The organism is Convivina praedatoris, from assembly GCF_933208495.1.
In the GTDB taxonomy this organism is placed as follows: domain Bacteria; phylum Bacillota; class Bacilli; order Lactobacillales; family Lactobacillaceae; genus Convivina; species Convivina praedatoris.
The window spans coordinates 49,766-75,600 of record NZ_CAKOET010000002.1; the positions used below are offsets into that span (position 1 = coordinate 49,766).

At 40.3% G+C, this 25,835-nt stretch carries 26 protein-coding genes and 1 tRNA gene; 18 read left to right on the forward strand and 9 right to left on the reverse strand.

The annotated features are described in order from the left end of the window. Positions 1-11: 11 nt before the first annotated feature. The 8 genes from galE (at position 12) to M4974_RS01915 (ending at position 7,048) form a co-directional block, all read left to right on the forward strand. Entirely contained in the window at positions 12-1,004 is a 993-nt protein-coding gene (gene galE, locus M4974_RS01880; protein ID WP_248705822.1) for a UDP-glucose 4-epimerase GalE, read from the forward strand. Positions 1,005-1,093: 89 nt separating this feature from the next. Beyond that, the gene (locus M4974_RS01885) at positions 1,094-1,726 is read left to right on the forward strand and encodes a CPBP family intramembrane glutamic endopeptidase (RefSeq protein ID WP_248705823.1); all 633 of its coding nucleotides are present in this window, start codon (positions 1,094-1,096) and stop codon (positions 1,724-1,726) included. A gap of 456 nt (positions 1,727-2,182) precedes the next feature. Next, the gene (locus M4974_RS01890) at positions 2,183-3,058 is read left to right on the forward strand and encodes an ROK family protein (protein WP_248705824.1); all 876 of its coding nucleotides are present in this window, start codon (positions 2,183-2,185) and stop codon (positions 3,056-3,058) included. 163 nt (positions 3,059-3,221) lie between these two features. After that, positions 3,222-3,956 carry a gamma-glutamyl-gamma-aminobutyrate hydrolase family protein gene (locus M4974_RS01895; RefSeq protein WP_248705825.1) on the forward strand — a complete coding sequence of 245 codons (735 nt, stop codon included), beginning with the start codon at positions 3,222-3,224 and terminating at the stop codon, positions 3,954-3,956. 2 nt (positions 3,957-3,958) lie between these two features. Further along, the gene (locus tag M4974_RS01900; RefSeq protein ID WP_248705826.1) at positions 3,959-5,365 is read left to right on the forward strand and encodes an APC family permease; all 1,407 of its coding nucleotides are present in this window, start codon (positions 3,959-3,961) and stop codon (positions 5,363-5,365) included. A gap of 84 nt (positions 5,366-5,449) precedes the next feature. Further along, positions 5,450-5,522 (forward strand) — tRNA-Lys (locus M4974_RS01905). 54 nt (positions 5,523-5,576) lie between these two features. Then, positions 5,577-6,344, forward strand: coding sequence for a M15 family metallopeptidase (locus M4974_RS01910; RefSeq protein WP_248705827.1), 768 nt, complete (start codon positions 5,577-5,579; stop codon positions 6,342-6,344). Positions 6,345-6,397: 53 nt separating this feature from the next. Further along, positions 6,398-7,048, forward strand: coding sequence for a deoxynucleoside kinase (locus M4974_RS01915; RefSeq protein WP_248705828.1), 651 nt, complete (start codon positions 6,398-6,400; stop codon positions 7,046-7,048). 52 nt (positions 7,049-7,100) lie between these two features. Here the strand turns inward: M4974_RS01915 and M4974_RS01920 are convergent, their stop codons facing one another. Next, positions 7,101-8,057, reverse strand: coding sequence for a nucleoside hydrolase (locus M4974_RS01920; RefSeq protein WP_248705829.1), 957 nt, complete (start codon positions 8,055-8,057; stop codon positions 7,101-7,103). 93 nt (positions 8,058-8,150) lie between these two features. On the opposite strand from M4974_RS01920, the gene M4974_RS01925 reads away from it, so the two are divergent. Next, positions 8,151-9,146: an NAD(P)/FAD-dependent oxidoreductase gene (locus M4974_RS01925; protein ID WP_248705830.1), complete on the forward strand. Its 996-nt coding sequence runs from the start codon at positions 8,151-8,153 to the stop codon at positions 9,144-9,146. A gap of 30 nt (positions 9,147-9,176) precedes the next feature. On the opposite strand, the gene M4974_RS01930 is transcribed toward M4974_RS01925, so the two are convergent. The 4 genes from M4974_RS01930 to M4974_RS01945 are packed head-to-tail and all read right to left on the reverse strand — an operon-like array spanning position 9,177 to position 12,269. Continuing rightward, entirely contained in the window at positions 9,177-10,028 is an 852-nt protein-coding gene (locus tag M4974_RS01930) for a DNA/RNA non-specific endonuclease (RefSeq protein WP_248705831.1), read from the reverse strand. Then, the gene (locus M4974_RS01935; protein WP_248705832.1) at positions 10,028-10,762 is read right to left on the reverse strand and encodes an amino acid ABC transporter ATP-binding protein; all 735 of its coding nucleotides are present in this window, start codon (positions 10,760-10,762) and stop codon (positions 10,028-10,030) included. The genes M4974_RS01930 and M4974_RS01935 overlap by 1 nt, the downstream gene beginning before the upstream one ends. After that, positions 10,759-11,457 carry an amino acid ABC transporter permease gene (locus M4974_RS01940; protein ID WP_248705833.1) on the reverse strand — a complete coding sequence of 233 codons (699 nt, stop codon included), beginning with the start codon at positions 11,455-11,457 and terminating at the stop codon, positions 10,759-10,761. Before M4974_RS01940 ends, M4974_RS01935 begins: the two co-directional genes overlap by 4 nt. Positions 11,458-11,480: 23 nt before the next feature. Continuing rightward, complete coding sequence (locus M4974_RS01945) at positions 11,481-12,269, reverse strand: transporter substrate-binding domain-containing protein (protein ID WP_248705834.1); 789 nt, start codon at positions 12,267-12,269, stop codon at positions 11,481-11,483. A gap of 437 nt (positions 12,270-12,706) precedes the next feature. Here M4974_RS01945 and metG point away from each other — a divergent pair, with 437 nt between their 5' ends. Beyond that, a complete protein-coding gene (gene metG / locus M4974_RS01950) occupies positions 12,707-14,746 on the forward strand; it encodes a methionine--tRNA ligase (RefSeq protein ID WP_248705835.1) in 2,040 nt (679 codons plus the stop codon). A 61-nt stretch (positions 14,747-14,807) separates the two neighbouring features. On the opposite strand, the gene M4974_RS01955 is transcribed toward metG, so the two are convergent. After that, on the reverse strand, positions 14,808-16,145 hold the full coding sequence (locus M4974_RS01955) for a dihydrolipoyl dehydrogenase family protein (RefSeq protein ID WP_248705836.1): 1,338 nt from the start codon (positions 16,143-16,145) through the stop codon (positions 14,808-14,810). Positions 16,146-16,277: 132 nt separating this feature from the next. Then, positions 16,278-16,778 (reverse strand): ECF transporter S component, encoded by a 501-nt coding sequence (locus M4974_RS01960; RefSeq protein ID WP_248705837.1) that lies wholly within the window; start codon positions 16,776-16,778, stop codon positions 16,278-16,280. 243 nt (positions 16,779-17,021) lie between these two features. Here M4974_RS01960 and gap point away from each other — a divergent pair, with 243 nt between their 5' ends. Then, positions 17,022-18,041: a type I glyceraldehyde-3-phosphate dehydrogenase gene (gene gap, locus M4974_RS01965; RefSeq protein WP_248705838.1), complete on the forward strand. Its 1,020-nt coding sequence runs from the start codon at positions 17,022-17,024 to the stop codon at positions 18,039-18,041. A gap of 85 nt (positions 18,042-18,126) precedes the next feature. Here gap and nadE read toward each other — a convergent pair whose 3' ends face one another. Both nadE and M4974_RS01975 read right to left on the reverse strand, forming a co-directional pair. Beyond that, on the reverse strand, positions 18,127-18,948 hold the full coding sequence (gene nadE / locus M4974_RS01970; RefSeq protein ID WP_248705839.1) for an ammonia-dependent NAD(+) synthetase: 822 nt from the start codon (positions 18,946-18,948) through the stop codon (positions 18,127-18,129). Beyond that, positions 18,945-20,387: a nicotinate phosphoribosyltransferase gene (locus M4974_RS01975; RefSeq protein WP_256465510.1), complete on the reverse strand. Its 1,443-nt coding sequence runs from the start codon at positions 20,385-20,387 to the stop codon at positions 18,945-18,947. The genes nadE and M4974_RS01975 overlap by 4 nt, the downstream gene beginning before the upstream one ends. Before the next feature lie 118 nt (positions 20,388-20,505). Between M4974_RS01975 and M4974_RS01980 the strand changes: the two genes are divergently transcribed. The 7 genes from M4974_RS01980 to M4974_RS02010 all read left to right on the forward strand — a co-directional run bounded on the left by M4974_RS01980 (position 20,506) and on the right by M4974_RS02010 (position 25,834). Continuing rightward, entirely contained in the window at positions 20,506-21,339 is an 834-nt protein-coding gene (locus tag M4974_RS01980; RefSeq protein ID WP_248705840.1) for a metallophosphoesterase, read from the forward strand. Positions 21,340-21,629: 290 nt separating this feature from the next. Next, entirely contained in the window at positions 21,630-22,079 is a 450-nt protein-coding gene (fabZ, locus tag M4974_RS01985) for a 3-hydroxyacyl-ACP dehydratase FabZ (RefSeq protein WP_248705841.1), read from the forward strand. Then, positions 22,072-22,527 (forward strand): MarR family winged helix-turn-helix transcriptional regulator, encoded by a 456-nt coding sequence (locus M4974_RS01990; protein ID WP_248705842.1) that lies wholly within the window; start codon positions 22,072-22,074, stop codon positions 22,525-22,527. Before fabZ ends, M4974_RS01990 begins: the two co-directional genes overlap by 8 nt. Before the next feature lie 32 nt (positions 22,528-22,559). After that, on the forward strand, positions 22,560-23,534 hold the full coding sequence (locus M4974_RS01995) for a beta-ketoacyl-ACP synthase III (protein ID WP_248705843.1): 975 nt from the start codon (positions 22,560-22,562) through the stop codon (positions 23,532-23,534). A gap of 78 nt (positions 23,535-23,612) precedes the next feature. Beyond that, on the forward strand, positions 23,613-23,855 hold the full coding sequence (locus tag M4974_RS02000; RefSeq protein WP_089938890.1) for an acyl carrier protein: 243 nt from the start codon (positions 23,613-23,615) through the stop codon (positions 23,853-23,855). Between the two features lie 57 nt (positions 23,856-23,912). Continuing rightward, the gene (locus M4974_RS02005) at positions 23,913-24,878 is read left to right on the forward strand and encodes a DUF561 domain-containing protein (protein WP_248705844.1); all 966 of its coding nucleotides are present in this window, start codon (positions 23,913-23,915) and stop codon (positions 24,876-24,878) included. A 17-nt stretch (positions 24,879-24,895) separates the two neighbouring features. Next, positions 24,896-25,834 (forward strand): ACP S-malonyltransferase, encoded by a 939-nt coding sequence (locus tag M4974_RS02010; RefSeq protein WP_248705845.1) that lies wholly within the window; start codon positions 24,896-24,898, stop codon positions 25,832-25,834. The last annotated feature ends 1 nt before the right edge of the window (position 25,835 follow it).

Sequence of the window (25,835 nt, forward strand, 5' to 3'; positions counted from 1 at the left end):
AAGGTACTAAAATGGCAGTTCTAGTTTTAGGTGGAGCCGGTTACATTGGTTCTCATATGGTTAAGCGTTTAGTTGAAAAAAACGCTGAAGTAGTCGTAGTTGATTCCTTGGTTACCGGCCATCGGGATGCTGTTGATCCTAAGGCTAAGTTTTATGAAGTTGATATTCGTGATAAAGCCGCATTGGGTGAAGTATTTAATCAAGAAAATATCAGTCAAGTGGTGCATTTTGCAGCCTTTTCGATTGTGCCTGAGTCAGTAGCACAACCACTAAAATATTTTGATAACAATACTGGTGGCATGATTACCTTGTTGGAAGTTATGAAGGAACATGATGTCAAGCAAATTGTCTTTTCTTCTACCGCGGCCACTTATGGTAATCCGGTTCAAATTCCCATTAAGGAAACTGATCCTCAACGACCAATTAATCCCTACGGGGAGTCCAAGTTAATGATGGAAAAAATCATGGATTGGTCCGATCAGGCTGATGGTATTAAATGGGTCGCCTTGCGTTATTTTAACGTAGCTGGGGCAGCTGAGGATGGTACCATTGGTGAAGACCATCATCCAGAAACCCATTTAGTACCAATTATCCTACAGGCTGCTGCCGGACAGCGACCATATATTGAGATGTTTGGTAATGACTATCAAACGCCAGATGGCTTTAATGTTCGTGATTATGTCCATGTTTTGGATCTAGTTGATGCCCATATTTTAGCTTTAAAGTATTTGGCTGATGGACAGCCATCTAATCAGTTTAATCTGGGTTCAGCTACTGGCTTTTCTGTCAAGGAAATGGTTGAAGCTGCTCGCCAAGCAACTGGGGTTGATATTGAAGCTAAAGTGGGACCTCGCCGACCGGGGGATCCAGATATTTTAATTGCTGATTCTAGTAAGGCTCGTGATATTTTACATTGGGAGCCTAAGTACGATAATGTTCAAGATATAATTAAGACTGCTTGGCATTGGACTCAAAGTCATCCAAATGGTTATAATAATCGATGATAAAAACAGCGCCCAAACGGGTGCTGTTTTTGATTGAATAAGATAGGGCCTTATTGTGTCTTCTTGGCTTCCTATGTTAATCTAAACAAATGATGAAGAAATTAAATGATCTACATATACCCAGTTTAATAGTGTTGATTTTTATTGCTTTTCAAATTGGCTATATTAACTTGTTACCACTCTTATTCAGAGGCTTTTTCCCCGGATCAATGGCCATTGGTTCGGCGATTGTCATGCTAATAATTGCAGGAACAGCTTATTTTTTACAAGCAACTAATGGTAGTGTCTGGGAGCGTCCAGAAGGATATAAATTGTTCTTTACGCTAATGGTTTTTGTCTTGATGTATTTGTCCATTATTGTGATTAGCCAGCTTTATCCAAGCCCTGTTAGTGATAATCAAGCCGAAATTAATTATATTAATACACATGTTGGCCCCATTAACCAACTATTTTTTAAATTTACGCTAATCTTTTTGGCACCTTTATTTGAAGAATTACTCTTTCGAGGTTGGCTGGTATGGGGGCTGGCCGGTTGGGGTAAAATAATTCAGTTTATTCTGCCGACCCTACTCTTTACCTTAGTTCATGGACCGAGTCGCCTAGCTGATTGGTTGACCTACGGTACCTTAGCCGCCCTATTAATGCTAATTCGTTTTTATACTAAAAAGGTTCAATATCCAATGTTTGCTCATATTATCTGGAACGCCTTCTCCTCTTTTTAGGAGTAAGGCGTTTTTATTTAGTTCCTTTAAAACACGAAACCCCGATTACCTAGCGTGGTAATCGGGGAAATAATTTGAGAATATTTGGGAGAGGGAAAAGAATATGAATGTCATCGTTGGGAGAAACGATAATTTTTTAGTCCCTGGGCTTGGGGTTTCGTGGTCCTAGTGGGAAGCACTAGTTATTCCGCTTATATGGGGAACCTCCGTTTAATCAAAGGATAATTTCAACTTGGCTTGTTGCTTGAGACTAACTCGCGTTGTTGATGATTCTTATAATAAGGGGTTTAAGTTAAATATTCATAAAGTCAAAATAAAGTGAAAATTAAATTTTTGTGTAACCGCTTTGCATTATTTTTTGGGAGCGGTTACAATGAGCATATAAGAGGGCTAACGCCGTATAGTACCTAATTTGTGTTATAGTTAGTCTGTATAAAAATTCAAAGGAGACAGTTGATGGGACTACTAGGAGCAATTGAAGCAGGTGGAACTAAATTTGTCGTTGCAGTTTCTGATCATGATTTTAATATTATTAAGCGGGAAGCTTTTCCTACTTTAGACGGTGAGAAGACTTTAGATCAAGTAATTGCCTTTTTTGATCAATATGACAGTATTGATGCCATTGGGATTGCTGCCTTTGGTCCCATTGACATTGTTGAAGGATCAAAAACCTACGGTCGTGTATTAGATACACCAAAGCGGGGCTGGTCGGGCTATGATTTCTTGGGTCGGATGAAAGCTTGGCGTGATATCCCATACTTTTGGACGACTGACGTTAACGGTGCCGGCTGGGCTGAATTTAAGACCGGGGCTGCCCGTGATGTCCAAAATATGGTTTATCTAACTGTTGGAACTGGAATTGGTGCTGGAATCGTGACTAATGGGCATTTGCTCAGTGGCCTTGGGCACCCAGAGGCTGGACATATTTTCCTACAAAAACATCCGCAAGATTCCTACCAAGGACATTGTCCTTTCCACGGTGCTAACTGTTTGGAAGGTTTGGCTGCCGGTCCAGCAATTGAAGAACGTTGGAACAAAAGTGCTAAAGATATTACTGATGGCGATTTGGCTTGGGAAATCGAAGCCTTTTATCTAGCACAAGCAGCTTTGGATTACACCATGATTTTGCGACCAGAAAAAATTATTTTTGGTGGGGGGGTCCCTCATCGAGAAAGTTTGTTCCCATTGATTCGTCAAAGTTTTGCCGATCAAATGAGTGATTACTTGGCTGTGCCACCGTTGGACGAATATATTGTTCCAGTTGAAAACGGTGATAATGCTGGCATTTTAGGTTGTTTCTATCTATGTAAAGAATTGCTAGAGACTGCCTAAGCTAGTGGCAATTGTCAAAAATTTAGATAGGTTTTGAGTTAATTATAGTGACGGGTTATAATTATCGTTTAACTTTGATTTTACCCGTTATTTCGTTAATAGCGCCTTGTAACTTTAGGGTTATAGGGTGTTTTTTACGTTAAAATGTTATTAGGAGATTTAGATGGATAAACCAATTATTGGTATTTCTGGTTCAGTAATTATTGACCACGATAAGGCTTTTTACGGGTCAAATCGTAGTTATGTAAATGAAAATTATGTTGGGGCTGTCATTAAAAATGGTGGCGTACCCTTCATCATTCCGGTTAGTGACAATGATGATGTGATTGAAGCCCAATTAGCTCATGTTCAGGGGTTGATCTTATCTGGTGGCCATGACGTTGATCCAACATTATATAATGAAAAACCGAAACCAGCTTTGGGAGATATTTGGCCTAAACGAGATCATTTTGATGGACTATTGTTAAAATTAGCTGAAAAACGTGGTATTCCTGTACTGGGCATTTGTCGCGGGGCCCAGTTAATTAACGTAGTTCATGGTGGAAGTTGTTTTCAAGATCAATCTTATCGTGAACAGGAAACCCAAGAACACGTGCAAGATATTGTTGCTAGTCAGCCGACCCATGGGATGCGTGTGGATAAAGATAGTAAGCTGGCCGCAATTCTGGGGAAAACTACTTTTGATGTCAATACTTTCCACCATCAAATTCTTAAAGAAATTGGTACCGGATTAAAATCGTGCGCATATGCCACTGATGGTATTTGTGAAGGGTTTGAAAATGCGTCAGGCACTGTGATTGGCGTTCAGTGGCATCCGGAGATGATGCATAGTAACCCAGATACGGCCTTTATGAATAACCTTTTCCGGTATGTGATTGAAAAGGCTAAAAAGGAGTAGATATGAAGCAGAAAATAAGTGTACAGGATAAATTGGGCTTTTGGTCTGTCGTTTTTCTAGCGATTAATTCAATTATTGGTTCTGGTATTTTTCTGACACCGGGTAGCGTAGTACGCCAAGTCGGTAGTCGGGCCTTGATTGTTTATTTGTTGGCCGCGCTTGTGGCTTCCATTATAGCGATTTCATTTGCTTCAGCCGCTAAATATGTAACGCAATCCGGCGCAGCCTATGCCTATGCCAAAGCTGCTTTTGGTGATAGGGTCGGTTTTTATATTGGTATTTTACGATATTTTTCGGCCACAACAGCCTGGGGTGTAATGGCTGTTGGGGTGATTAAATCAACTTTAGCCATCTTTGGGATGAATCCAAATGAGAATACCCAGGTTATCGTCGGTACCTTAATTTTAATGGGTATTATTAGTTTGATTAATGGTTTGGGACAAAGGGTTGTTAAATATGTCATGAATTTGTCGACCATAGTTAAGGTGGCCGTACTGATTTTAATTATTGTAGCTGGCCTTCTCTTACTGTTGACAACTGGAATAACTGGTAATTTATCCCAGGTTAATCATGTTACACAAAATGGTAAAGTGATTGTGCCAACACTAACAACAGCTACTTTTACCATGGCAGTTGTGTCAGCATTTTATGCGTTTACTGGTTTCGAAGCAGTAGCTTCAGGTTCAGAAGATATGCAAAATCCAGCTAAAAATCTTCCACGAGCGATTCCATTAGCCATTTTAATTATTGCAGTTATTTATATTGGCGTTGTAGCAGTGACTTTGCTAGTTAATCCCAAAGTAATTATGACGACGAACCAAGTGGTCGCAGTTACGGCCATTTTTAATAATGTTATTTTACGGGACGTGATTTTGGTCGGTGCTTTGGTTTCTATGTTTGGCATCAATGTTGCTTCTAGTTTTCATGCTCCGAGAATTTTAGAAGCGATGGCTAAACAAGGTCAGGTTTCTAGTAAATTAACTCGTCGAACTAAAAATAATTTTCCGTTGCGTTCTTTTGCGACTTCAATTTTATTGGCTGTACTTATCCCACTAGCCTTTAATTACAATATGACTAATTTGATAACCCTAAGTGCACTAGTTCGGTTTTTGGGATTTATTATGGTACCTCTGGCTGTTATTTTCTTTTATTATAATAAAAGCCGGTTGGCAGTTTTACCGGCTCCTAAAAACTTTGTGACTGATGTATGTGCACCAATTTTATCAACCCTACTGGTAGTCTTTTTATTAATTAACTATAACTGGAAATTACAATTTGGAATTGTAGAAAATGGTCAAGTCATTGGTGTGAACTGGTATGCGATTGGGATGGTGGTCTTTGGCTTTGTCATCTTGCCGTTGGTGATTACCCTAATTTCGAAGTTGGAAAATCGTTCGCTAACTAAATAAAAGAAAAATAGATATTTTGGTGTTAAATTCTTGAAGCTAGCTGATTGCTATGGTAGAATATATTCTGTTGTGAAATAGCACAGCGGTCAGCTAGCTCAGTTGGTAGAGCAACGGACTCTTAATCCGTGGGTCCAGGGTTCGAGCCCCTGGCTGACCATAATGAAAGTGGACTTTGGTCCGCTTTTTTTATTTCCAAGGAGAGTGGTAATTCATGCTTAAAAAACCTAAAAATAATTTAAGATGGCTATGGATTAGTTTAGGCTGTGTATTAGTTCTGTTGGCGGCTAGCAGTTATTGGTTGTCTAGCCAGTCTCGTTTGACCAAGGGAAAAGCGACTGAGTCTCAGACAACTGTAACTACTGGCTTACCTAAAAATACTAGAGTTAGTGATTGGCAGTTAGTTTTAGTCAATAAGCAACATCCTCAAAACCAAGAACTAAACTTTACCAAGACTACCGTTGATGATAAGCAGGTCGATACGCGTATTGTTAAACCTTTGGCAGATTTTCGAAAAGCGGCTTTAGCTGCGGGATATCCAACTACCTTGGTATCTGGGTATCGTTCGATTGCCGATCAGCGTAATGTTTTTGCGAACGTAACCGCTCAAAACGAGCGTAATGGTCTTACTCCTCAGGAGACGAAAGCGGCGACTGAAGCAGTCGTGCAAACTCCAGGTTCATCAGAACACCAAACCGGATTGGCAGTTGATTTAGCTGGAAATGATGCCTTAGCAAAGTATCCCAATTTAGAGGCTAATATGGATCAATTTGCTTCACAGCAGTGGCTGATTAAGCATGCCCCTAACTATGGCTTTGTTTTACGATTTTTACCCGATAAAAAATCCCAATCACAGACCGGTATTGACTATGAATCTTGGCATTTTCGCTATGTTGGGTATGCCAATGCGCAGTATATGACTAAACATCATTTAACTTTGGAACAATATCTAACTGATTTAAAAGGCGCCGGTCAAGCATAAAAATATTAGCTATGTTTGTTATACTAAAATGAAATGATACAGGGGGTAGCTAAATGATTGTTTTATCAGGAACAATTGGTGCTGGGAAAACTAGTTTAACTGAATTGTTAGCGCAACGCTTGGGTAGCCAAGCCTTTTATGAAAGTGTGGATGATAATCCAATCTTACCGTTGTTTTATCAGGAACCACAAAAATATGGCTTTCTACTACAAATCTATTTTTTAAATACGAGATTAGCTCAGATTGTTAAAGCTCAAACAGGCCGATTAAACGTTTCGGATCGCTCTATCTTTGAGGATGCGCTGTTATTCCAATTAAATGCCGACTTAGGACGTGCTACTCAAACTGAAGTGGATATTTATCAAGATTTGGTTGATAACATGTTAGATGAATCGAATAGTGATAATTTAGTTCAGCAACCCGATTTATTGGTACATGTTCGCGTAAGTTTGGATACCATGTTAGCTCGTATTAAAAAACGCGGACGACCTTTTGAACAGGTTCAGCAAGATCCTGACCTTTATCAGTATTATCAAGATCTTAATCAAAGATATGATCAGTGGTTTGCTAATTATAACCGTTCGCCTAAAATTCAAATTGATGGAGATCGTTATAATTTTGTGGAAAATGAAGCTGATCGGCAAGTTGTCTTACAAATGATTGAGGATAAGTTAGCTGATGTTGGTGCTTTATCTACTAAGTAATTAAAAATTATGCATAAAAAAACCTCTGCCACATGTATGCAGAGGTTTTAATTTACTTTAAGACAGCTAGCATTTGCTCTTGGAAATCGGGTACGAAGCGCTTTTGGTCAACCAAGACAGCTGCTTGGGCAGTTGTTGAATCTAGCAAACGTTCAGTATCACCAATGGTGCGGCCGTAATCACCAGTTTGGTTGTCGTAAGTAACTTTCATGTTCAACGGTAGGGCCGTGATGTAAGAAGGGTCAATGCTGACGGCCACGGCTAGTGGATCATGCAAGGCTGCACCGTTTTCATTGATACCAAGATCATGGTAAGCATCAATGTAGTAATCAACGATATCAGCATATTTTTGTCCTGCTACTGTACCTAATTCACGCCATTCAGCTGTGTGAGCTTTGGTAAGTAGTGTCCGTAAGGTAACATCTAAGCCAACCATTGTTAGGTTTTCTTGATGACGGAAAACGACATCGGCTGCTTCAGGGTCTTGATGAATATTAGCTTCTGAAAATGGGGTTACATTACCAGGGACACTTAAAGCACCACCCATTAAGGTTGTTTGGCCAATTAATTGACCAACTGCTGGATCAATTTCGAGCGCTTTGGCTAGGTTAGTGAGGGGGCCGGTTGGTAGCATGATTAGTTTGTCTTGATACTGATGGGCAGCTTCTATTAAGAAGTCAACACCACTTTGATTGCTAACTTGATTTTTAGCAGTGGTTAATTCGACATCTCCGATACCATTTTTCCCGTGAATTTGTTGTGAAATGGGCATGACATCAAAATGGTCTGTCGTACTTGAATGTCCTTCACCGATGAAAACCGGTACATCATCAGCACCTAATAGGTGTAACAAATTTAAAGTGTTTTGAGCAGCTATTTGGTTAGTGGTATTACCATAACTGGCAATCACACCAATTAAATCAACATCAGGATTGCCGATTGCATAGGCTAAAGCCAAAGCATCATCAACACCAGTGTCCAAATCAAGAATCATTTTTTTCTCTGCCATTGCTATTTCTCCATTTTTTCGTTACTTTCATTATAACAAGTGCATTGCTAAAAAAATAACATGAGTTCATTTAATTTTAGGAAGAAGGATATTATGACTGAAGTCTATGATATTGTCATTATTGGTGGCGGCCCGGTGGGAATGTTTGCTGCTTTTTATGCTAGTTTACGAGATGCAAAAGTTGCCTTAATTGAGGCCTTGCCTGAGTTGGGTGGGCAGCCGTTAGCTTTGTATCCTGATAAAAAAATCTACGATGTACCAGGGTTGTTAGGGGTTACGGGTCGTGATTTGGTTACCAATTTAAAAGAACAAATGGGTCTGTTTAAAGTTGATATTCTTACTGATACGACTATCATTAATGCTAGTCGGGCTAATGATTTGTTTACATTAACTACTGATAAAGCGACTATCTTACTAGCTAAAACAGTTATAATGGCGACCGGTAAAGGTTCATTTGAACCACGACGGCTTCAAATTGAAGAAGCATCCAAGTTTGAAGGGGTTGGTTTATCCTATTTTTTGTCCCAACCGGAGGTATTAGCGCACAAAATTGTTGCCATTGTCGGTGGTGGTGATTCAGCAGTTGAACTTGCTTTAGCGGTTGAGCCTTATGCTAAAAAAACATATTTAATCCATCGTCGCGAAAGATTTCGGGCTTTGGAACAAAGTGTTAAACAATTAGAAAATAGCCAAGTTGAAGTTTTAACGCCTAAAAAAGTAACCGGTATTGAGCGCCGTGCTAATGGACAATTACAAGTGAATTTGAGCCATATTAAAGAGGCTAACGTCACCGAGAACTTACTAGCGGATCAATTAATCGTACAATACGGTTTTATTTCACAAGATCAAGTGATACGGGAGTGGGATGTAGCCCCAGAACGTGATCTTTATGGGGTGCTGGTGCGAGAAAATTTTGTCACTTCTCAACCAGGATTATTTGCCATTGGGGATGTTAATTCCTATCCAGGGCAGGCAGATTTGATTGCCATCGGTTTTGGCCAGGCACCTGAAGCCGTTAATGCTGCGATTCGCTGTTTTGATCCAGACCGAGGTGGTCCGGGCCATTCTAGTAGTTTAATTATTGAATAAAAAACAGCATTCCAAAGGATGCTGTTTTTTTTAAGATTGGAGTTGAACTTCCCCCGTTTGATAATTAATCGTAACGCCGGGTTGAACGTTGAATATCCAGTAATTAAGATTGAGACTTTGGCCGTTATCTTCGACTGATTTAGCCATATAATGAACACCTCGAGCGAGCCGATCGGTTCCCTGATAGAGGGGAGTAACTTGACCACGGATAGAAATATTCGGATGTTGTTTCAGCGCATTGCGGATATCATCTTCCGGTACTAATTGACCGGGGTAGGCATTTTCAACTCGTGTGCCAGTGGTCATATTTTCAGTAACCATGGTGGGCATGCCAAAGAATTGGTATCCGACGATATGTGATTTGTTCCAAAGGGCCTGTTTACTGCCACCTAATTCGACTTGTGGATTAACATGGGTACCTCCAACCCATTTTTGCCCATTATAATGATCATTAATATACCAACCAGAAGGTCGAACATCGCTGGGAATCCGTGCTGGCCGTTTAGTAACTTTTTGAAGGGTGGCTTTGTTAACGACAAAGTTAGCCTGTTGTGACCGTCCCAAACTATCTAGAGGGGATAGGGCAAGGCCATCAGTTGGTCGTAGACGACTATTTTCACTAGGAAATTGTTCGGCCAATTCGCTCTGTGAAAAAGCGGCTTGATTATCATTGATGTGGACTACATCACCATCTAGGGTGCCATCCCATTTTAAGGCTAATAAATCTTGGTTGGAACGGATTTGAGCGCTATTGAAATTACCAGTGGGTGCCTTATGAGAATTAGGCTGCTTCCAGAAAAAAGCTAGTGCTAATAAAGCTAATAGCAGGCCTAGGGCCACCCAGCGACGATGGTTTGATTTAATATTTTTTTTACGAGCCATTAGAAAGTCATCGCCCCTAAGAATTGTTGAATCCGTGGGTTGTCAGAAGTAAAGAAGTTTTCTGTGTCACCTTGATAGCCTAAATTACCATGATCGATAAATAAAATGCGGTCGGCAACCTGACGAGCAAAGGCCATATTATGAGTCACAATGACCATGGAAGTATTTTGCTCAGCCAAACTCCGTAGAATTCGCAGTACTTGTGCTTCTAATTCAGGATCAAGGGCGCTGGTTGGTTCGTCTAAGAGTAAATATTTAGGTTGCATGGCTAAGGCACGAATAATTGCGATTCGCTGTTGTTGTCCACCAGAGAGTTGATAAGGAAAGCGATTGGCTAATTCGGTCATCTCAAATTGTTCTAAGAGCTTTAAGGCTTGCTGATTAGCCACGGCCTTGGTTAATTTTTTAACGTGAATTAGTCCTTCAGTTAAATTATGCAACACATCTAGGTGAGTAAACAGTGCTTTTTCTTGAAAAACCATGCCAAACTGCTGGCGCACTTTTAAAATTGTTTGGTTACTGATGACTTGGTTAAAAGCTAGTTGTAAATCATCTAAAATCATTTCGCCACTAGTTGGTAGTTCCAATAAATTCAGTGACCTCAGGAGCGTAGATTTTCCGGAACCAGAGGGTCCTAAGATAGCGGTAGTCTGATGGGCTGGAAAGGTTGTTGTAATATCGTTTAGCGCAACTTGATTCGGATATTTTTTTGTTAAATTATTGACTGTAATCATTGAGCAAACCTCGATGTATAAGCTTCTAAATAGTGCTGTCCGATTGATAGTATAGAAGTTAAAAAGGCATAAACTATAGCGACTAGAATATACATAGATAAAATACGATAATTTTGGGCCGCAATTTGCTGACTGAGATAAAACATTTCCACGATGGTAATGACGCTGGCTAAGGAAGTGTCTTTTAGTAAAGAAATTAAGGAATTACTTAGTGGTGGGATTGAAATCCGAGCTGCTTGTGGCAAAACGACATAAAGATAAACTTCCCAGTTAGACATGCCTAACGAAAGACCGGCTTCTTTTTGAACGTACGGCACTGATAAAATTGCTGCTCGAATGGTTTCAGAAGCATAGGCACCGGTATTGAGCGAGAAAACAGTAATTGCCGATATCCAAGCATTGGCAAAAAAACTAATATGAGCATTGGGTAGCCCGTAAAATACAATGAATAATTGCACAATGAGGGGCGTGGAACGAAAGGTCCAGACATAGAAGGCTGCAACCCCCTTTAATATTTTTAAAAAGGCTGCTGCCCATTCATTCTTGGGTGGTTGGCTGAGACGAATTAAAGCTGTCACTAAGGCAAATACTAGTCCTAGGCTAAAAGACATTATTGTCAAGGGAATCGTATATTGTAGCGCTGCTTGGAATAGGCTGGGTAGATATTTGACTGCTAATTCAAAAAATTCCGACATAGTAGGCGTTATTCCTTTGCTATTTATTCATGGGATAAGTCAGTACCAAAATATTTTTTTGATAATTTAGTTAAGGTACCATCTTTTTCCAACTCTTCAATTGCCTTGCTAATATCTTTTTCTAGTTTGACGTTTTCTTTTTTAAGAAGTGGACCGGATGGCTGCGACTTAACTTCACTAGAAATATCAACCGTTGTTAAATTAGCGTTAGGATTTTGCTTTTGCCAAGCAGCAAAGGCACCTAAGTCGTTTAGCGAACCTTCAGCCCGGTTAGTAGTAATTAAATTCATGGCTTCAACAATACCTGGAACAGCCACAATCTCGGCGCCATGATCGCGGGCAATTTGTCCATAATTAGAAGTCGTTGATTGGGCCATCTTTTTACCTTTGATGCTTTCTAGATTAGTTAGGCTCTGGTCATCACTACGCTTGATTAATACTGTTTTGGGATAAATATAAGGTGTTGCTAAGCGATAGGTCTTCTTACGTTCAGGGGTAATACCAACGTTGTTCATGACAACATCGTAACGATTACTTCCTAAACCAGCAATTAAGGAATCCCATTTAGTTTGGACAAATTTTGTTTTTAGATGTAGTTTATCGCCGACAGCTTGGGCAACATCGACTTCATAACCAGTTAATTTGCCACCTTCACGATAGGAAAATGGGGCATAGGTTCCCTCTAGGCCTACAGTTAAAGTTCCTTTGGTGATTGTCTCAGATTGACTACTTTGGCCGTAATAGCGTGTGATGCCAATGATACCGCCGACCACGACCAGTATACCAACTAACAGAATAACAACTTTTTTCATATCTGAATCTCCCTGTATATAAAAAACCGCCCTAGATAAAAGCTAGGGCGGTTTGCTAGTTACGATGATTTTGAAGTGTAGAAAATATACGTCAAAATACCGGTGCTAACAAGCGCCCGGCGTTAAACAAACTAATTTAGTAGGGTTAAACAATGACATAATATCCTCCAACATATTCATCAGTTTAGCGGTCTTATCATACTTTGTCAACTATAATGATGGTTATAATTGTAATTGGTTTAATTTTGTTTTTCTCTTATATTGATTATTTTAAAGGACTTTATCTGTTTGTTTTATATTATTTATCAGATTGGCCTAGTTATTGATTTACTTTGCAATTACAATCTTTAAAGCGGTTTATCAGCCTTCCTGGTCTATTAAAATTTGATATAATAAAGCTAATTGGTCCGCCATTAGGGCTAGAAAGAGAGACTCATATGTCAGCGAAAAATACTTTTTATATTACTACTCCAATTTACTATCCATCCGGTAAGTTACAATTGGGTAATACTTACACGACAGTGTTGGCCGATGCAGCTGCCCGTTACCATCGTTTGTTGGGGGATGATGTTTTTTTCCTCACCGGAACTGACGAACACGGTTTGAAAATTCAACAAAAAGCAGAGGCTGCCGGTACAACCGAGATGGCCTATTTGGACGGGATGGCGAAGCAAATTAAAGATTTGTGGCAATTGATGGATATTTCTTATGATCGTTTTATCCGAACAACCGAAGCAGATCATGAAAAAGCAGTTCAAAAAATCTTTGAGACCTTGTTAGAGAAGGGTGATATTTACAAGGGTAAATATGAAGGCTGGTACTCAGTTTCTGATGAAGAATACTTTACTGAGTCACAGTTAGCCGAAGTATTCCGTAATGACGAAGGGCAGGTAACTGGTGGCATTGCCCCTTCAGGCCATGAAGTGGAACGAGTTCAAGAAGAAACTTACTTCTTTAAAATGAGTAAATATGCTGACTGGTTAGTTGATTATTATCATAGTCATCCAGACTTTATTCAACCAGAATCACGGATGAATGAAATGATTCACAATTTCATCGAACCTGGTTTAGAGGACTTGGCAGTTACGCGGACTTCCTTTAACTGGGGCGTGCCTGTTCCGGGTGACGAAAAGCATGTTATTTATGTTTGGATTGATGCTTTGGCTAACTATATTACAGCTTTGGGATATGGTAGTGATCGAGATGAACTTTTCCAAAAGTTCTGGCCAGCTAATGTTCAATTGGTTGGAAAAGAAATTGTCCGTTTCCACACGATTTATTGGCCAATTATGCTTCATGCTTTAGGTTTGGAACTTCCTAAAGAGATTATAGGTCATGGTTGGTTAGTAATGAAAGACGGTAAGATGTCTAAGTCTAAGGGAAATGTTATTTACCCAGAAGTCTTAGAAGAACGTTACGGTTTGGATGCTGTTCGTTACTATTTACTCCGATCGATGCCATTTGGTAATGACGGAGTCTTTACACCGGAAGACTTTGTTTCAAGAATTAACTATGATTTAGCCAATGATTTGGGTAATTTGTTAAACCGAACGGTGGCGATGATTAACAAGTATGTTGACGGCGTTGTGCCAGCCTTAGATATTGGTAAGACACCTTTTGATCAAGAACTAGTTAATACTATTGGCCAAAGTATTGCTGATTACCAAAAGCATTTTAAAGACATTCGGACCGCCGATGCCATTGAGGATGTTTGGGCGATTGTTCGTCGGGCGAACAAGTATATTGATGAAACGCAACCATGGGTTTTGGCCAAGGAAGCTCAGCATGATAACGCTAATACTAAGATTACTGAGTTAACCGATGTCATGGCGCATTTAGCGGGTGCTCTGCGGGTAATTGCCGTATTAATTCAACCAGTTATGACCCAAGCGCCTAAACAGATTTTTGCTCAATTAGGCTTGGACTATCCTGAAGAAGGTATTAAATTGGAAGGTTTGGCCTTTGACCAACTTCCTGCTGGCGGTAAAGTTGTCGCTAAGGGTGAGCCAATTTTCCCTCGTTTGGATATGGAGGCCGAAGTTAAGTTTATTTCGGGCTTGGTTTCTAAGGATACTAAGGGGAAAGGACGGGCTGTCAAAGAAGCAGCCAAGAAGCAAGAAACTCAAGAATTAGCAGCCGATACAAAGGCGCCAATCGAATATGGTGATTTTGATAAAATTCAATTAGTTGCTGCTAAAATCACAGCGGCTGAATTGCTGCCTAAGTCTAAGAAGCTAATTAAATTTACTTTGGATGATGGTTCCGGTAATAATCGTCAAATTCTTTCTGGTATTCGTCAATGGTATCCAGAACCAGAAGTTTTGCTAGGTAAAATGGTGGTGATTGTGGCCAACATGAAACCACGAAAAATGGCTGGTGAGTTAAGTCAGGGGATGATTCTATCTGCTGAAAAGAATGATATTGTCACGGTTACTATTTTGCCAGATTCGATTGAACCGGGTTCGGGAATTGAATAACTAATAAAAAAACCATTTTGCATTAGCAAAGTGGTTTTTTTAATTTTATTAAGACTAATAATTAATCCAACTCACCGAAGGCAGAATAACCAATGGTGGGGAAAATGGTAACCAAACGGGCTAGTTGTTCCGGAGTGTAGCCAAATTCAATTGCTGGAAGCAAACTGTTAATAATATCTTCAGCGCGTTCAGAAATTTCAGTGGCGCCCACTAAGCGATGCTCTTGATCATAGACCAAGGCAATTTCGCCGGCCTTTTCATAATCAACTTGGCGATACCAATCACCCATTACATCTTTTTCGACGATTGTGTATTTATCTGGTTCTGCTTGCGCTTTTTCCACACTAATACCAGCTTGAGCAATTCGTGGACTGGTAAAGAGGTTTGTTGCAATAGCTGGGTAATCAATTGGTTCTTGGGTTTTACCAATGAATAGTTGACTTAGATACTGTGATTCAAAGGTAGCTGTTGGCGTTAACTTTGGTACGGCTTTATCCACAACATCTCCAGCAGCATAAATATTATCAACTGATGTTTGGAGATGATCGTTTACAATAATTCCGTGCTTACTGTAGGCCACTCCAATCTCATCTAGGCCGATATTTTGTGTATTGGGTACTCGACCAGTAGCATCCAAAACCCATTCAGTCTTTAATTCACCGATATCGGTTTTGACTAACAAACCACTTGCAGTTTCTTGAACGGACTGAGTATTGGCATTAATGATAAAGTTAACGCCTTGAGCCTCCAAGTCGGCCATTAATTTTTTAACAAATTTTTCGTAAAAGGCGTTCAGTGGCCGATCGCTATGCAAAATAACGGTAACTTTAGCACCAGCGGCTACGGCCATACTAGCACTTTCCATGGCGATGTAACCACCACCAATAATGACCATTTCTTCGGGCATCTGGGCCATGGCCAAAAAGTCCTTGGAATCATGTAGTAGTTCGTGGCCTTCAATATCCAAGCGGTGTGAATGCTCACCAGTAGCAATAACAATTTTATCAGCCGTTACTTGCTGGTCATTAATTTGAATCGTATGGGCATCGACAAACTTACCCTGTCCAAATAGGTAGGTTACACCTAATCCCTCAAAAATATTTTGTAAAATATCAGGCAAATCGTCTAATACCTGACGTTTATGAGCCTGATTTTTGACCCAATCGATTTTACCGTTTCCATTTAGAATGCCGTTGGAATCTTTAATTTGGCGTGCCAAGGCCACTGCATATTCTAGCAGGATTTTAGCATTACATCCCCAGTTGGGGCAGGTTCCACCAATTTTATCCTCTTCAACAAAGGCTACTCTTTTACCGGCTGCAGTTAAAATTCCTGCTCCATCAAAGGCTGCGTGACCACTTCCGAGATAAAGCACATCATAATCATATTTTTTAGTCATTTTCAATCCTCCTTACAAGTATACCATTTACTATTATACTCCCTTAGCGGTTAAACTAGATTAAATGAAAATATAAGCTATACCAAATGAAAATATTTACAATAAAAAAGGCAGAGCTTTCTCTGCCTTTTGCTATAGGTAAGAAGTGATTGATGGAACGCGCTTTAAGGCGGGCATCAGAACTAGGGCGACAATTAAGCCCATAATATTTTGGGCAATATTACCAGGAATAGAAGCCCAACCAGCGGGCCAATTAACTAACAAAGCACCGGCCATAACATAACCAATCAGCATAACCAAGGCTCCAATGATTATAGCTAACGCTTGCTGGGGCCATTTTTTATTGTGGCCAAGATAGCCGACTAGCCAGCCTTCTAAGCCATGAATGATCAACGAGAAGAACATCCATTGCGGATAACCCGCTAAAATATCTATTAAAAAGCCGCTTATGCCACCAACAATTAAGCCACTGCGGGCACCACCTAGAAGTGCCACTAGAAAAATGCCAGCTTCTACTAAGTTTACAAAACCAGAGGTAGCTGGGATTGGGATTTTAACAATATAAGATAGGGCAACATTAGCGGCGATGATGACACTTAAAACAGCAATTCTGCGAGTATGGTTACTGGACATAATTGATTGAACCTCACTTTTTTCCACAATTATCTAAAATATTTGTCTCTATTCTAACATTAAGTTATTCTAAATCTAAAATTAAAATTCACCTAAATATTTCTTATTTTTTACTATAGTATACGTTGATTACTTTTGAAACAATTTCACTAACCAGGCTTAGCACTTCGCCCAAAAGAGTGCTTTGTGTTATAATAAACACGTTGACAAAAGTCAAAAAATGAATTGGAGGTCTCTACACACATGACTGTAAAGATTGGTATTAACGGATTCGGTCGTATTGGTCGTTTGGCATTCCGTCGTATTTTGGAGTTGGGTGCTTCAGCCGCTGATGTTGAAGTTGCAGCAATCAATGACTTGACTAGCCCATCAATGTTGGCATACTTACTAAAGTATGATTCAACTCACGGTACTTTGGATGCTGAAGTTTCAGCTGACGAAACTGGTATCATCGTTGATGGTAAGCATTACACTGTTTACGCTGAACGTGATGCTCGTAATATTCCATGGGTTAAGAACGATGGTGTTGAATACGTATTGGAAGCTACTGGTTTCTACACTTCAGCCGAAAAGTCACAGGCTCACTTGGATGCCGGTGCTAAGAAGGTTTTGATTTCTGCCCCAGCTGGTGATGTACCAACTGTTGTTTATGGTGTAAACCAAGACATCTTGAAGGCTGACGACAAGATTGTTTCTGCTGGTTCATGTACTACACAGTCATTGGCACCAATGGCACGTGTATTGCAAGACCAATTTGGTGTTGAAGTTGCTACGATGACTACCATCCACGCCTTCACTTCAACTCAAATGATTTTGGATGGACCTAAGGGTAAGAAGTTCCGTTCAAACCGTACTGCTTCAGTAAACACTATCCCTCATTCAACTGGTGCGGCTAAGGCTATTGGTCTTGTTGTTCCTGATTTGAAGGGTAAGGTTGATGGACATGCACAACGTGTTGCCGTTATCGATGGTTCTGTTACTGAATTGACTTCAGTGTTGAACAAGAAGGTAACTGCTGATGAAGTTAACGCTGCTATGAAGGCTGCTGCTTCTGATTCATTTGGTTACAATGAAGATGAAATCGTTTCATCAGACATCATTGGTGACACTCACGGTGCTACGTTTGATGCTACGCAAACTCAAATCGTTGAAGCAGGCGACAAGCAATTGGTTAAGACTGTTTCATGGTATGACAACGAATATGGTTTCACTTCAAACATGATTCGTACTTTGTTGCACTTTGCTCACATTGGTGACAAGTAATATATATTTTAAGGGGAACGTTTCGGCGTTCCTTTTTTATGTCCAAAGTGGCACAACAAAAGCCCTGCATTTGCAGGGCTTTTGTTTAGTAAAACCAAGTGTCATAAATGGTAATAGGTGCGTGGCGCTTTTGTTGCGTGGCTAAATACATTTCTTCAAGATGAATAGCATCTGCGTCGGGAATTTTCTTGCCTTCGAGATAGTCGTCAATCTTGTCATATGTGACACCAAGAGCGACTTCGTCCGGTAACTGAGGGCGGTCGTCTTCTAAATCAGCAGTCGGGATTTTTTCGTAAAGATGCTTGGGTGCTTTGAGTTCGGCAAGTAACTGACGAACTTGACGCTTATTTAAACGCCAAAGAGGATTAATATCGGTTCCACCATCACCATACTTGGTGAAGAAACCAGCTATGGCTTCGGCGGCATGATCAGTTCCTATGACAATCCCATTGTGTTCTCGAGCTATAGCATACTGGGCAATCATGCGCATCTTAGGTTTGATGGAACCACGGCTGAGATCGTCGACCTTTAATCCCCCAGAACGTAAAGAAGTAACCATGGCATCAGTGGCGTCTTTAATATTGGTCGTTACTATTTCATCGGGCTCAATAAAATCAAGGGCAGTCTGAGCATCATCTTCATCCTTTTGTTCGCCATAAGGTTGACGAATAGCGATGAATTGATAGCCTTCCTTAGTCTCGTTACGCAGTTCAGAGATGGCAATTTGACCAATTTTACCAGCTAAAGTTGAATCTTGACCACCGCTGACAGCTAGGACAAGGCTAGTGTAGATACTGTGCGTCAGGTATTGCTTTAAAGAATCCACTGATCGACGAATTTCTTTTTTTGGATCAATTAGAGGTTGAACCTTAAGTTCGGCAATTATTTTGGATTGTAAAGGTCTCATCTATCCATCTCCATAATGTCTTTTCGAATTTTGTGAATCAGGTTAATTTTAGCATCGTAAAGATCCTGGGCAAGGTCCACTGGATAAGTTTGTGGATTCAAAATACGCTTGTATTCGTCCCAGAGGCTTCCTAATGACCGTTTGGAAAATTCTTTGATGGCAAAAACATCTGGTAAATCATAAACTAGCTGACCATTGACAAAAATGTCGTGGAGGATTGGCTTAGCAACAAAGTCTCGAACGGTCTTTGAAATAACTGGATGGTTCGGGTCAAACATGTCGAGTGAGTCCGAGTTATTTGGGTCCTCGCCATAGAAGGTCAGATAGTCACCTTCGGATTTACCGTCTTTTCGGTCTGTGATTCGCCAAATCTGTTTTTTACCAGGCGTTGAAATTTTACCGACGTTGTTTGATAGTTTGATGGTATTATTGCCGTTGATGCTGACCATTTTGTAGACCGCACCAAGAGCAGGTTGATCATAGGCAGTAATTAGTTTGGTACCAATACCCCAGACGTCAATTTTGGCACCCTGAATTTTTAGGTTGAGGATGGTATTTTCATCTAAGTCGTTAGAGGCATAAATTTTAGCATGTGGGAAACCGGCTTTATCGAGACTCTTCCGGATTTCTTTTGATAGGTAGGCCATGTCTCCAGAGTCGATACGGACACCTTGAAAATTAATTTTATCACCGAATTCTTTAGCTACCTTGATTGCGTTGGGAACACCAGATTTCAAGGTATCAAAAGTGTCAACGAGGAAGACAACGTTTTTGTGGGTGGTAGCGTAAGCGTGAAAAGCGTCGTAGTCGTTGCCATAAGCTTGAACTAAAGCATGGGCATGTGTTCCAGCAATAGGAATATTGAAGAGCTTTCCCGCTCGAACATTAGATGTTGCATCGAAACCTGCAATAAAGGCAGCCCGAGTTCCCCAAAGGGCGGCATCTAATTCTTGTGCCCGGCGTGTTCCGAATTCCAATAGTGGCTGACCGGCAGTGACACTGGCAATTCTAGCAGCCTTGGTAGCAATTAAGGTTTGGAAATTAATGACGTTTAACAATAAGGTCTCAAGTAGTTGTGCATCAATCAAAGGACCGTCGACTTGTAAAAGTGGCTCGTTGTTAAACATAACTTCGCCTTCACGGGCTGCCCGAATTGTTGACTGAAGACGCCAATTTTTAAGGTAGGTTAAGAACTCATTGTCATAGAGTTTCAGAGAGTTTAGGTAGACAATATCATCATTACTAAAGTGAAGCTTTTGTAGTGTTTTTATAATTCGTTCTAGGCCACCAAAGATGGCATATCCGCTGTGAAACGGCATTTTTCGGAAGTAGGCCTCAAAGACCACAGGAGTTTGATCAATCCCCTGCTTCCAGTACGTGTAAATCATATTAATTTGATAGGCATCCGTGTGGAGTGCTAGGGAATCATCTGTTAACAAAATAAAATCCTCCGTAACCATTATAACAATAAATTAGATGCAAAGATTGATAGCCTATACTAACTTTTTAAGTGTACGAGGGTGCTGTACTAGACCAAATATCAAAGGGGAACTGGCCATGAAAGTCGCGTTTTCATCAGATAATCATTTTGACTTGAACAAAGTAGATTTAATCAATGTTTTACCTCGTCAGGCAGCCTATTTGGCTGGGCTTGGTCTCGATGCCTATATCATCAATGGAGATCTTTTCAACGACTTTAATCGTTCTTTGGAATATGTCCGACAACTACAAGAAGCGGTTGGGGGTTCATTAACTGTGCGTTTTCTTGCTGGTAATCATGACATGGGTTTTGGTGTTACCTATGAGGAGCTGGAAAGCAGTATTGACCCTCTTTACTTCCACAATAAATTTTTAGATTTCGGTGATTACCGAATCATTGGTAACAATGGCTGGTATGATTATTCTTTTGACGAGGATCGGCATTCTATGTCCGAAATTGAGCACTTCAAACACGCATTTTGGTACGATCGGCGAATTGAACAGCCTATGTCTGATCCCGAGCGAATGGGGATTGTTGCTGAGCAGGTCAATAACCAAATTAAGATTGCAGGGAACCGTAAATTAATTTTGGTTAATCATTTCGTTCCCAAAATTGATTTTATCCGTGAGATTCCAAATTGCAACACACGTTTTGAAATTCTCAATGCTTTTCTTGGTAGTTCCCAATTTAGTGACATAGCGCAAGCCAACCAGTTGCAGGCTGTTGTTTTTGGACATTTGCACCGCCATCCAAACCCGCTTACAGTTGGGAAAACTACATACTATAGTGCTGCCGTTGGTTACAATACTCACCGCGTCCATGAGTGGTCTGGGACGGACATTTTTACTGAATGGGTTCAGCGATTAGTTGTTTTGGATGACAATCGTTTGGCACAAAATGGTTCTCTTTGATATTGGAAATGTTATTTACTTTATTAACTTTTAGTTCGAGTTTGGCTGTAATGTTATGCTCGACATATCCGTTATGGAAGACTGGATTTGTCTGCGAGGGGGCCAAATGTTTTAATACTGTCACTGTTCTAATCTTTTAGGATTGTTTAGCCTTGGAGGGGATTAGTTTGTTTTATTACTGTTTGGTGAATAGTTTGACAATCGAAATATAGCATGTTAGCCTAAATACATTAAAAGGTTATTTCGATAATCGAAGTATTTATATAAATTGTTATTTAGAGAGGACTACTATGCCAGTTTTGACTACTACGGAAATTATGGAATTGATTCCAAATCGCTACCCAATTCTTTATATGGATTATGTTGAGGAAATGGTGCCAGATGAGTCAATCATGGCTGTTAAAAACGTTACAATCAATGAACAATATTTCCAAGGACATTTTCCTGGGAACCCTGTTATGCCAGGGGTTTTAATTATTGAGTCTTTGGCTCAAGCCGCTTCGATTTTAATTTTGTCTTCACCGCAGTTTAAGGGGAAGACGGCTTACATGACGGGTATTAACGATGCTAAATTTAAAAAAATGGTTGTACCTGGAGACGTTTTAAAGCTACATGTAACCTTTGGTAAGGTAAGAGAAAATATGGGAAGTGTATTGGTGACAGCCAAGGTTGATGGGAAGGTAGCCACTTCAGCGGAACTGATGTTTGTGGTTGCACCAGATGAAAAAGAGAATGAATGAACCAGCTACAACATTTAACTTTGAAGAAACTAACCGTGAATTAGTTGAAGTTTTTACCAACGTGATGTGGGTAGAAGAAAGAGCTCTAAATAAAGGACCGTTTTCTGATTTATCAGTTAAAGAAGTTCATACAATTGATGCAATCTCAATGTATGAGCAAAAAAGTGCTTCAGAAGTGGCTAAGCTTATTCACCTTACACCAAGTGCTATGACAACGGCCATTGATCGGTTAGTTGAAAAGGGCTATGTCGAACGTTGTCGTTCCAAGCGAGATCGTCGCGTGGTTGAATTAGTATTGACACATGCTGGTCGTGTCGTTTATCGTGCCCATCAAGAATTTCATCGAGGATTAACACATAGCCTCTTCGAAGATATGTCAGCAAATCAAATCAATACCCTTCAACGAGCTATTCATAGTTTGAAGATATACTTGGTTTCGTTGATTTAAAAATAGTGATTGTTAAGGACCGGATAGAAATTTTGGAAAACTTGAAAATTGCAGCTACTGCCCGCTATATTCCTGAACGAGTGGTCTCCAATAATGAACTCAGTACTATTATGGATACTAGTGACGAGTGGATTTATCCTCGGACTGGTATTCATAATCGCCATGTAGTCACTGATGAAAATACTTCTGATTTAGCTACCCATGTGGCACAACAGCTATTGGAGAAATCAGGCTGGTCAGCTGATGAGTTAGATTTTATTATCATTTCCACCATGTCGCCTGATTCCTTATCCCCTCATACTGCAGCGATTGTTCAAGGAAATATTAAGGCTAGTAAGGCCTTTGCTTTTGACCTTAATGCGGCCTGTTCAGGATTTGTTTACGGTCTATCAGCCGCTTCAGCCCTGCTATCTTCTGGACGTTATCGCAAGGGAATGTTTATTGGAGCTGAGGTGCTTTCTAAGTTGGTAGATTGGAAAGATCGAACGGTTTCAGTTTTGTTTGGTGATGGTGCTGGTGGTGTATTGTTAGAGCAAACTGATGAATCTGTTGGTTTAATTGCTGAAGAACTACAGTCTTATGGTGAAATGGGAAATGCTATTTTAACAGGACGTTTTGCCAATCGAAATGCCTTTTCAGGTGAAATTTTACCGTTAGATCCTTATTTTCATCAGGATGGCCGTAGTGTGTATGGTTTTGCTACTCGTGAAGTACCTAAGATTATGAATAAGGCTCTTGATAAGGCTGGTTTAGCTGCTGATGATGTTGACTTGTATTTAGCCCATCAAGCAAATGAACGAATTATCCGTTCAATGGCTAAGAACTTTGGTCAAGATTTGGCTAAGTTTCCAACTAACATGGCCGAGTATGGCAATACATCAGCTGGATCAACCGCCATTTTATTGGATGAATTGGTTGAATCAGGCCAGGTTCATCCCGGTATGAAAATCGCCTTTGTCGGCTTTGGTGGTGGTTTAGCTATCGGCGTACAAATCTGGCAATTATAAAATTTTAGTAACACGGTGTAGTAGGCTGCACCGTAAAAATCAAACGTATTTTTCGGTTTATATATAGGAGAAAGAAACATGACTAACGAAGAGATTTTTAACAAGGTAGACGAGATTTTGGTTGACCAATTTGACTTGGAAGAAGGCGAAGTTAAGTTGGAAACTAACTTGACTGATGATATCGATGCCGATTCATTGGACTTGTTTGAAGTTTTGAACCGTGTGGAAGATGACTTTGACATCAAGTTGGAAGTTGCTGAAGACATTAAGACTGTTCAAGACTTGGTTAACAAAATTAAGGAACAAACTGACAAGAAGTAATATCACAAGCGGTACGTTATACCGCGTACATAGGATTGATAATAAGAGGATAAACAGATGACTGTAGAAATTAATAACCCAATCTTTGAAAAATTAGGAATGAAATATCCGATTGTTGAGGGTGGTATGACTTGGGCCGGAACTGGGGCCTTAGCTGCTGCCGTTTCAGAAGCTGGTGGACTAGGCTTTATTGGGACTGGTTATTGGCACGGGGATGATGTTCGCCGTGAAATTAAGCGCGCTAAAGCATTAACTGATAAGCCATTTGGTGTAAATGTCATGCTTATGAGTCGTCATATCCGCGAAGTGTTTGACGTTATTTTAGAAGAGGGCGTCAAGGTTGTTGCCACTGGTGCAGGTGATCCTTCACCATTCTTAGATGAGTTACATGCTGCTGGAATTATTGTTATGCCAGTTGTTCCTTCGGTTTCTTTAGCAAAGATGATGGAGCGTAAAGGTGTGGATGCGGTCATTGCTGAAGGTATGGAATCTGGTGGTCATATTGGCCAAATGACAACTATGACTTTGATTCCACAAGTAGTGGATGCCGTTTCCATTCCAGTTATTGCTGCTGGTGGTATTGGCGATGGTCGCGGAGTTGCTGCTGCTTTCATGTTAGGCGCTTCTGGGGTTCAAATGGGGACTCGTTTCCTAACTGCAACTGAGTCTGAAATTCATGAGAATTTTAAGAAAAAGATTTTGAAGGCTCGTGATATTGATACGATTATCACTGGTAATTTACTTGGTAGTCGTGCTCGAGTTTTGAAAAATAAGATGGCTAAAGAATTTGTTAAAAATGAAGTCAATGAACTACAAAAACCCAAGCCGGATTATGAAACTATTGAAAAATTAGAGTCTGGTACCTTAAGGGCGGCTGTACAAGATGGTGATAAGGACCACGGAGCTTTCATGGCCGGTCAAATATCTGGTTTGATTAATGATGAAAAACCAGTAGCTGATATCTTAGCTGATATTTGGGCGCAAGCGACAGAATTAATGGGAATTCCAGATACAACCAAGTAAGGGAGTAGGATACAACCATGAAAATCGGATTAATGTTTTCAGGGCAGGGAGCTCAGCAAGTTGATATGGGGATGGATTTCTACCAATCACTGCCAGCCTACCGCAATCTAATTGATCAAGCCTCTCAGCAACTTGGCTATGATTTAACTGAAGTAGCACAAGATGAAAGTAAAATTAAGCAAACTGAGTTCGCACAACCTGCGATCGTGGCCATGAGTTTAGCTATTGTGCAGGCTTTGGGGGCTGATTTACCAAAGCCTGCAGCTAGTGTTGGCCTTAGTCTAGGAGAATACTCTGCATTAGCTGCGGCTGGAGCGATGAGTTTTGATCAAGTATTGGCTATTATCAAAGACCGCGGTCGCTATATGCAAGAAGTTGGGGACCAAAATCCAGGTAAAATGGTTGCGGTAATGGGTGATGATCAAGATTTGATTGTGACTACTTTAAAAAAGCTGCAAGAGCGTGGTCTGCAAGTTTATCCTGCTAATTTTAATACTTTTGCACAACTAGTAATTGGTGGTGTGGCCGCTGATGTTGATCAAGCAGTGGACGAGTTAACCGCTGCTGGCATCAAACGTATGGTTGAATTACCAGTTGTAGGTGCCTTCCACACACCACTTTTAAATGAGGCTGCTCTTCGTTTGCAGAATCGTTTAGCTGATGAGACATTCCAACCGTTGCTTTATCCAGTTTATTCTAATACTACGAAACAACCTTTTATTATTGATCAATTAAAAGACACGTTGAGGAAACAAATTGTTTCACCAACATATTTTGCGCAAGACTTACAGGCTATGTTGGACCAAGGTGTGGATACTCTGATTGAGATCGGCCCTGCCGCAACTTTGGTTAAATTTGCTAAAAAGATTGCACCCAAGGAAGTGGCGCGTCATTCAATCACCGACCTAGATAGTTTCCGAGAAGTACAGCAAATGTTAAGTGCTGGAAAGGAATAAA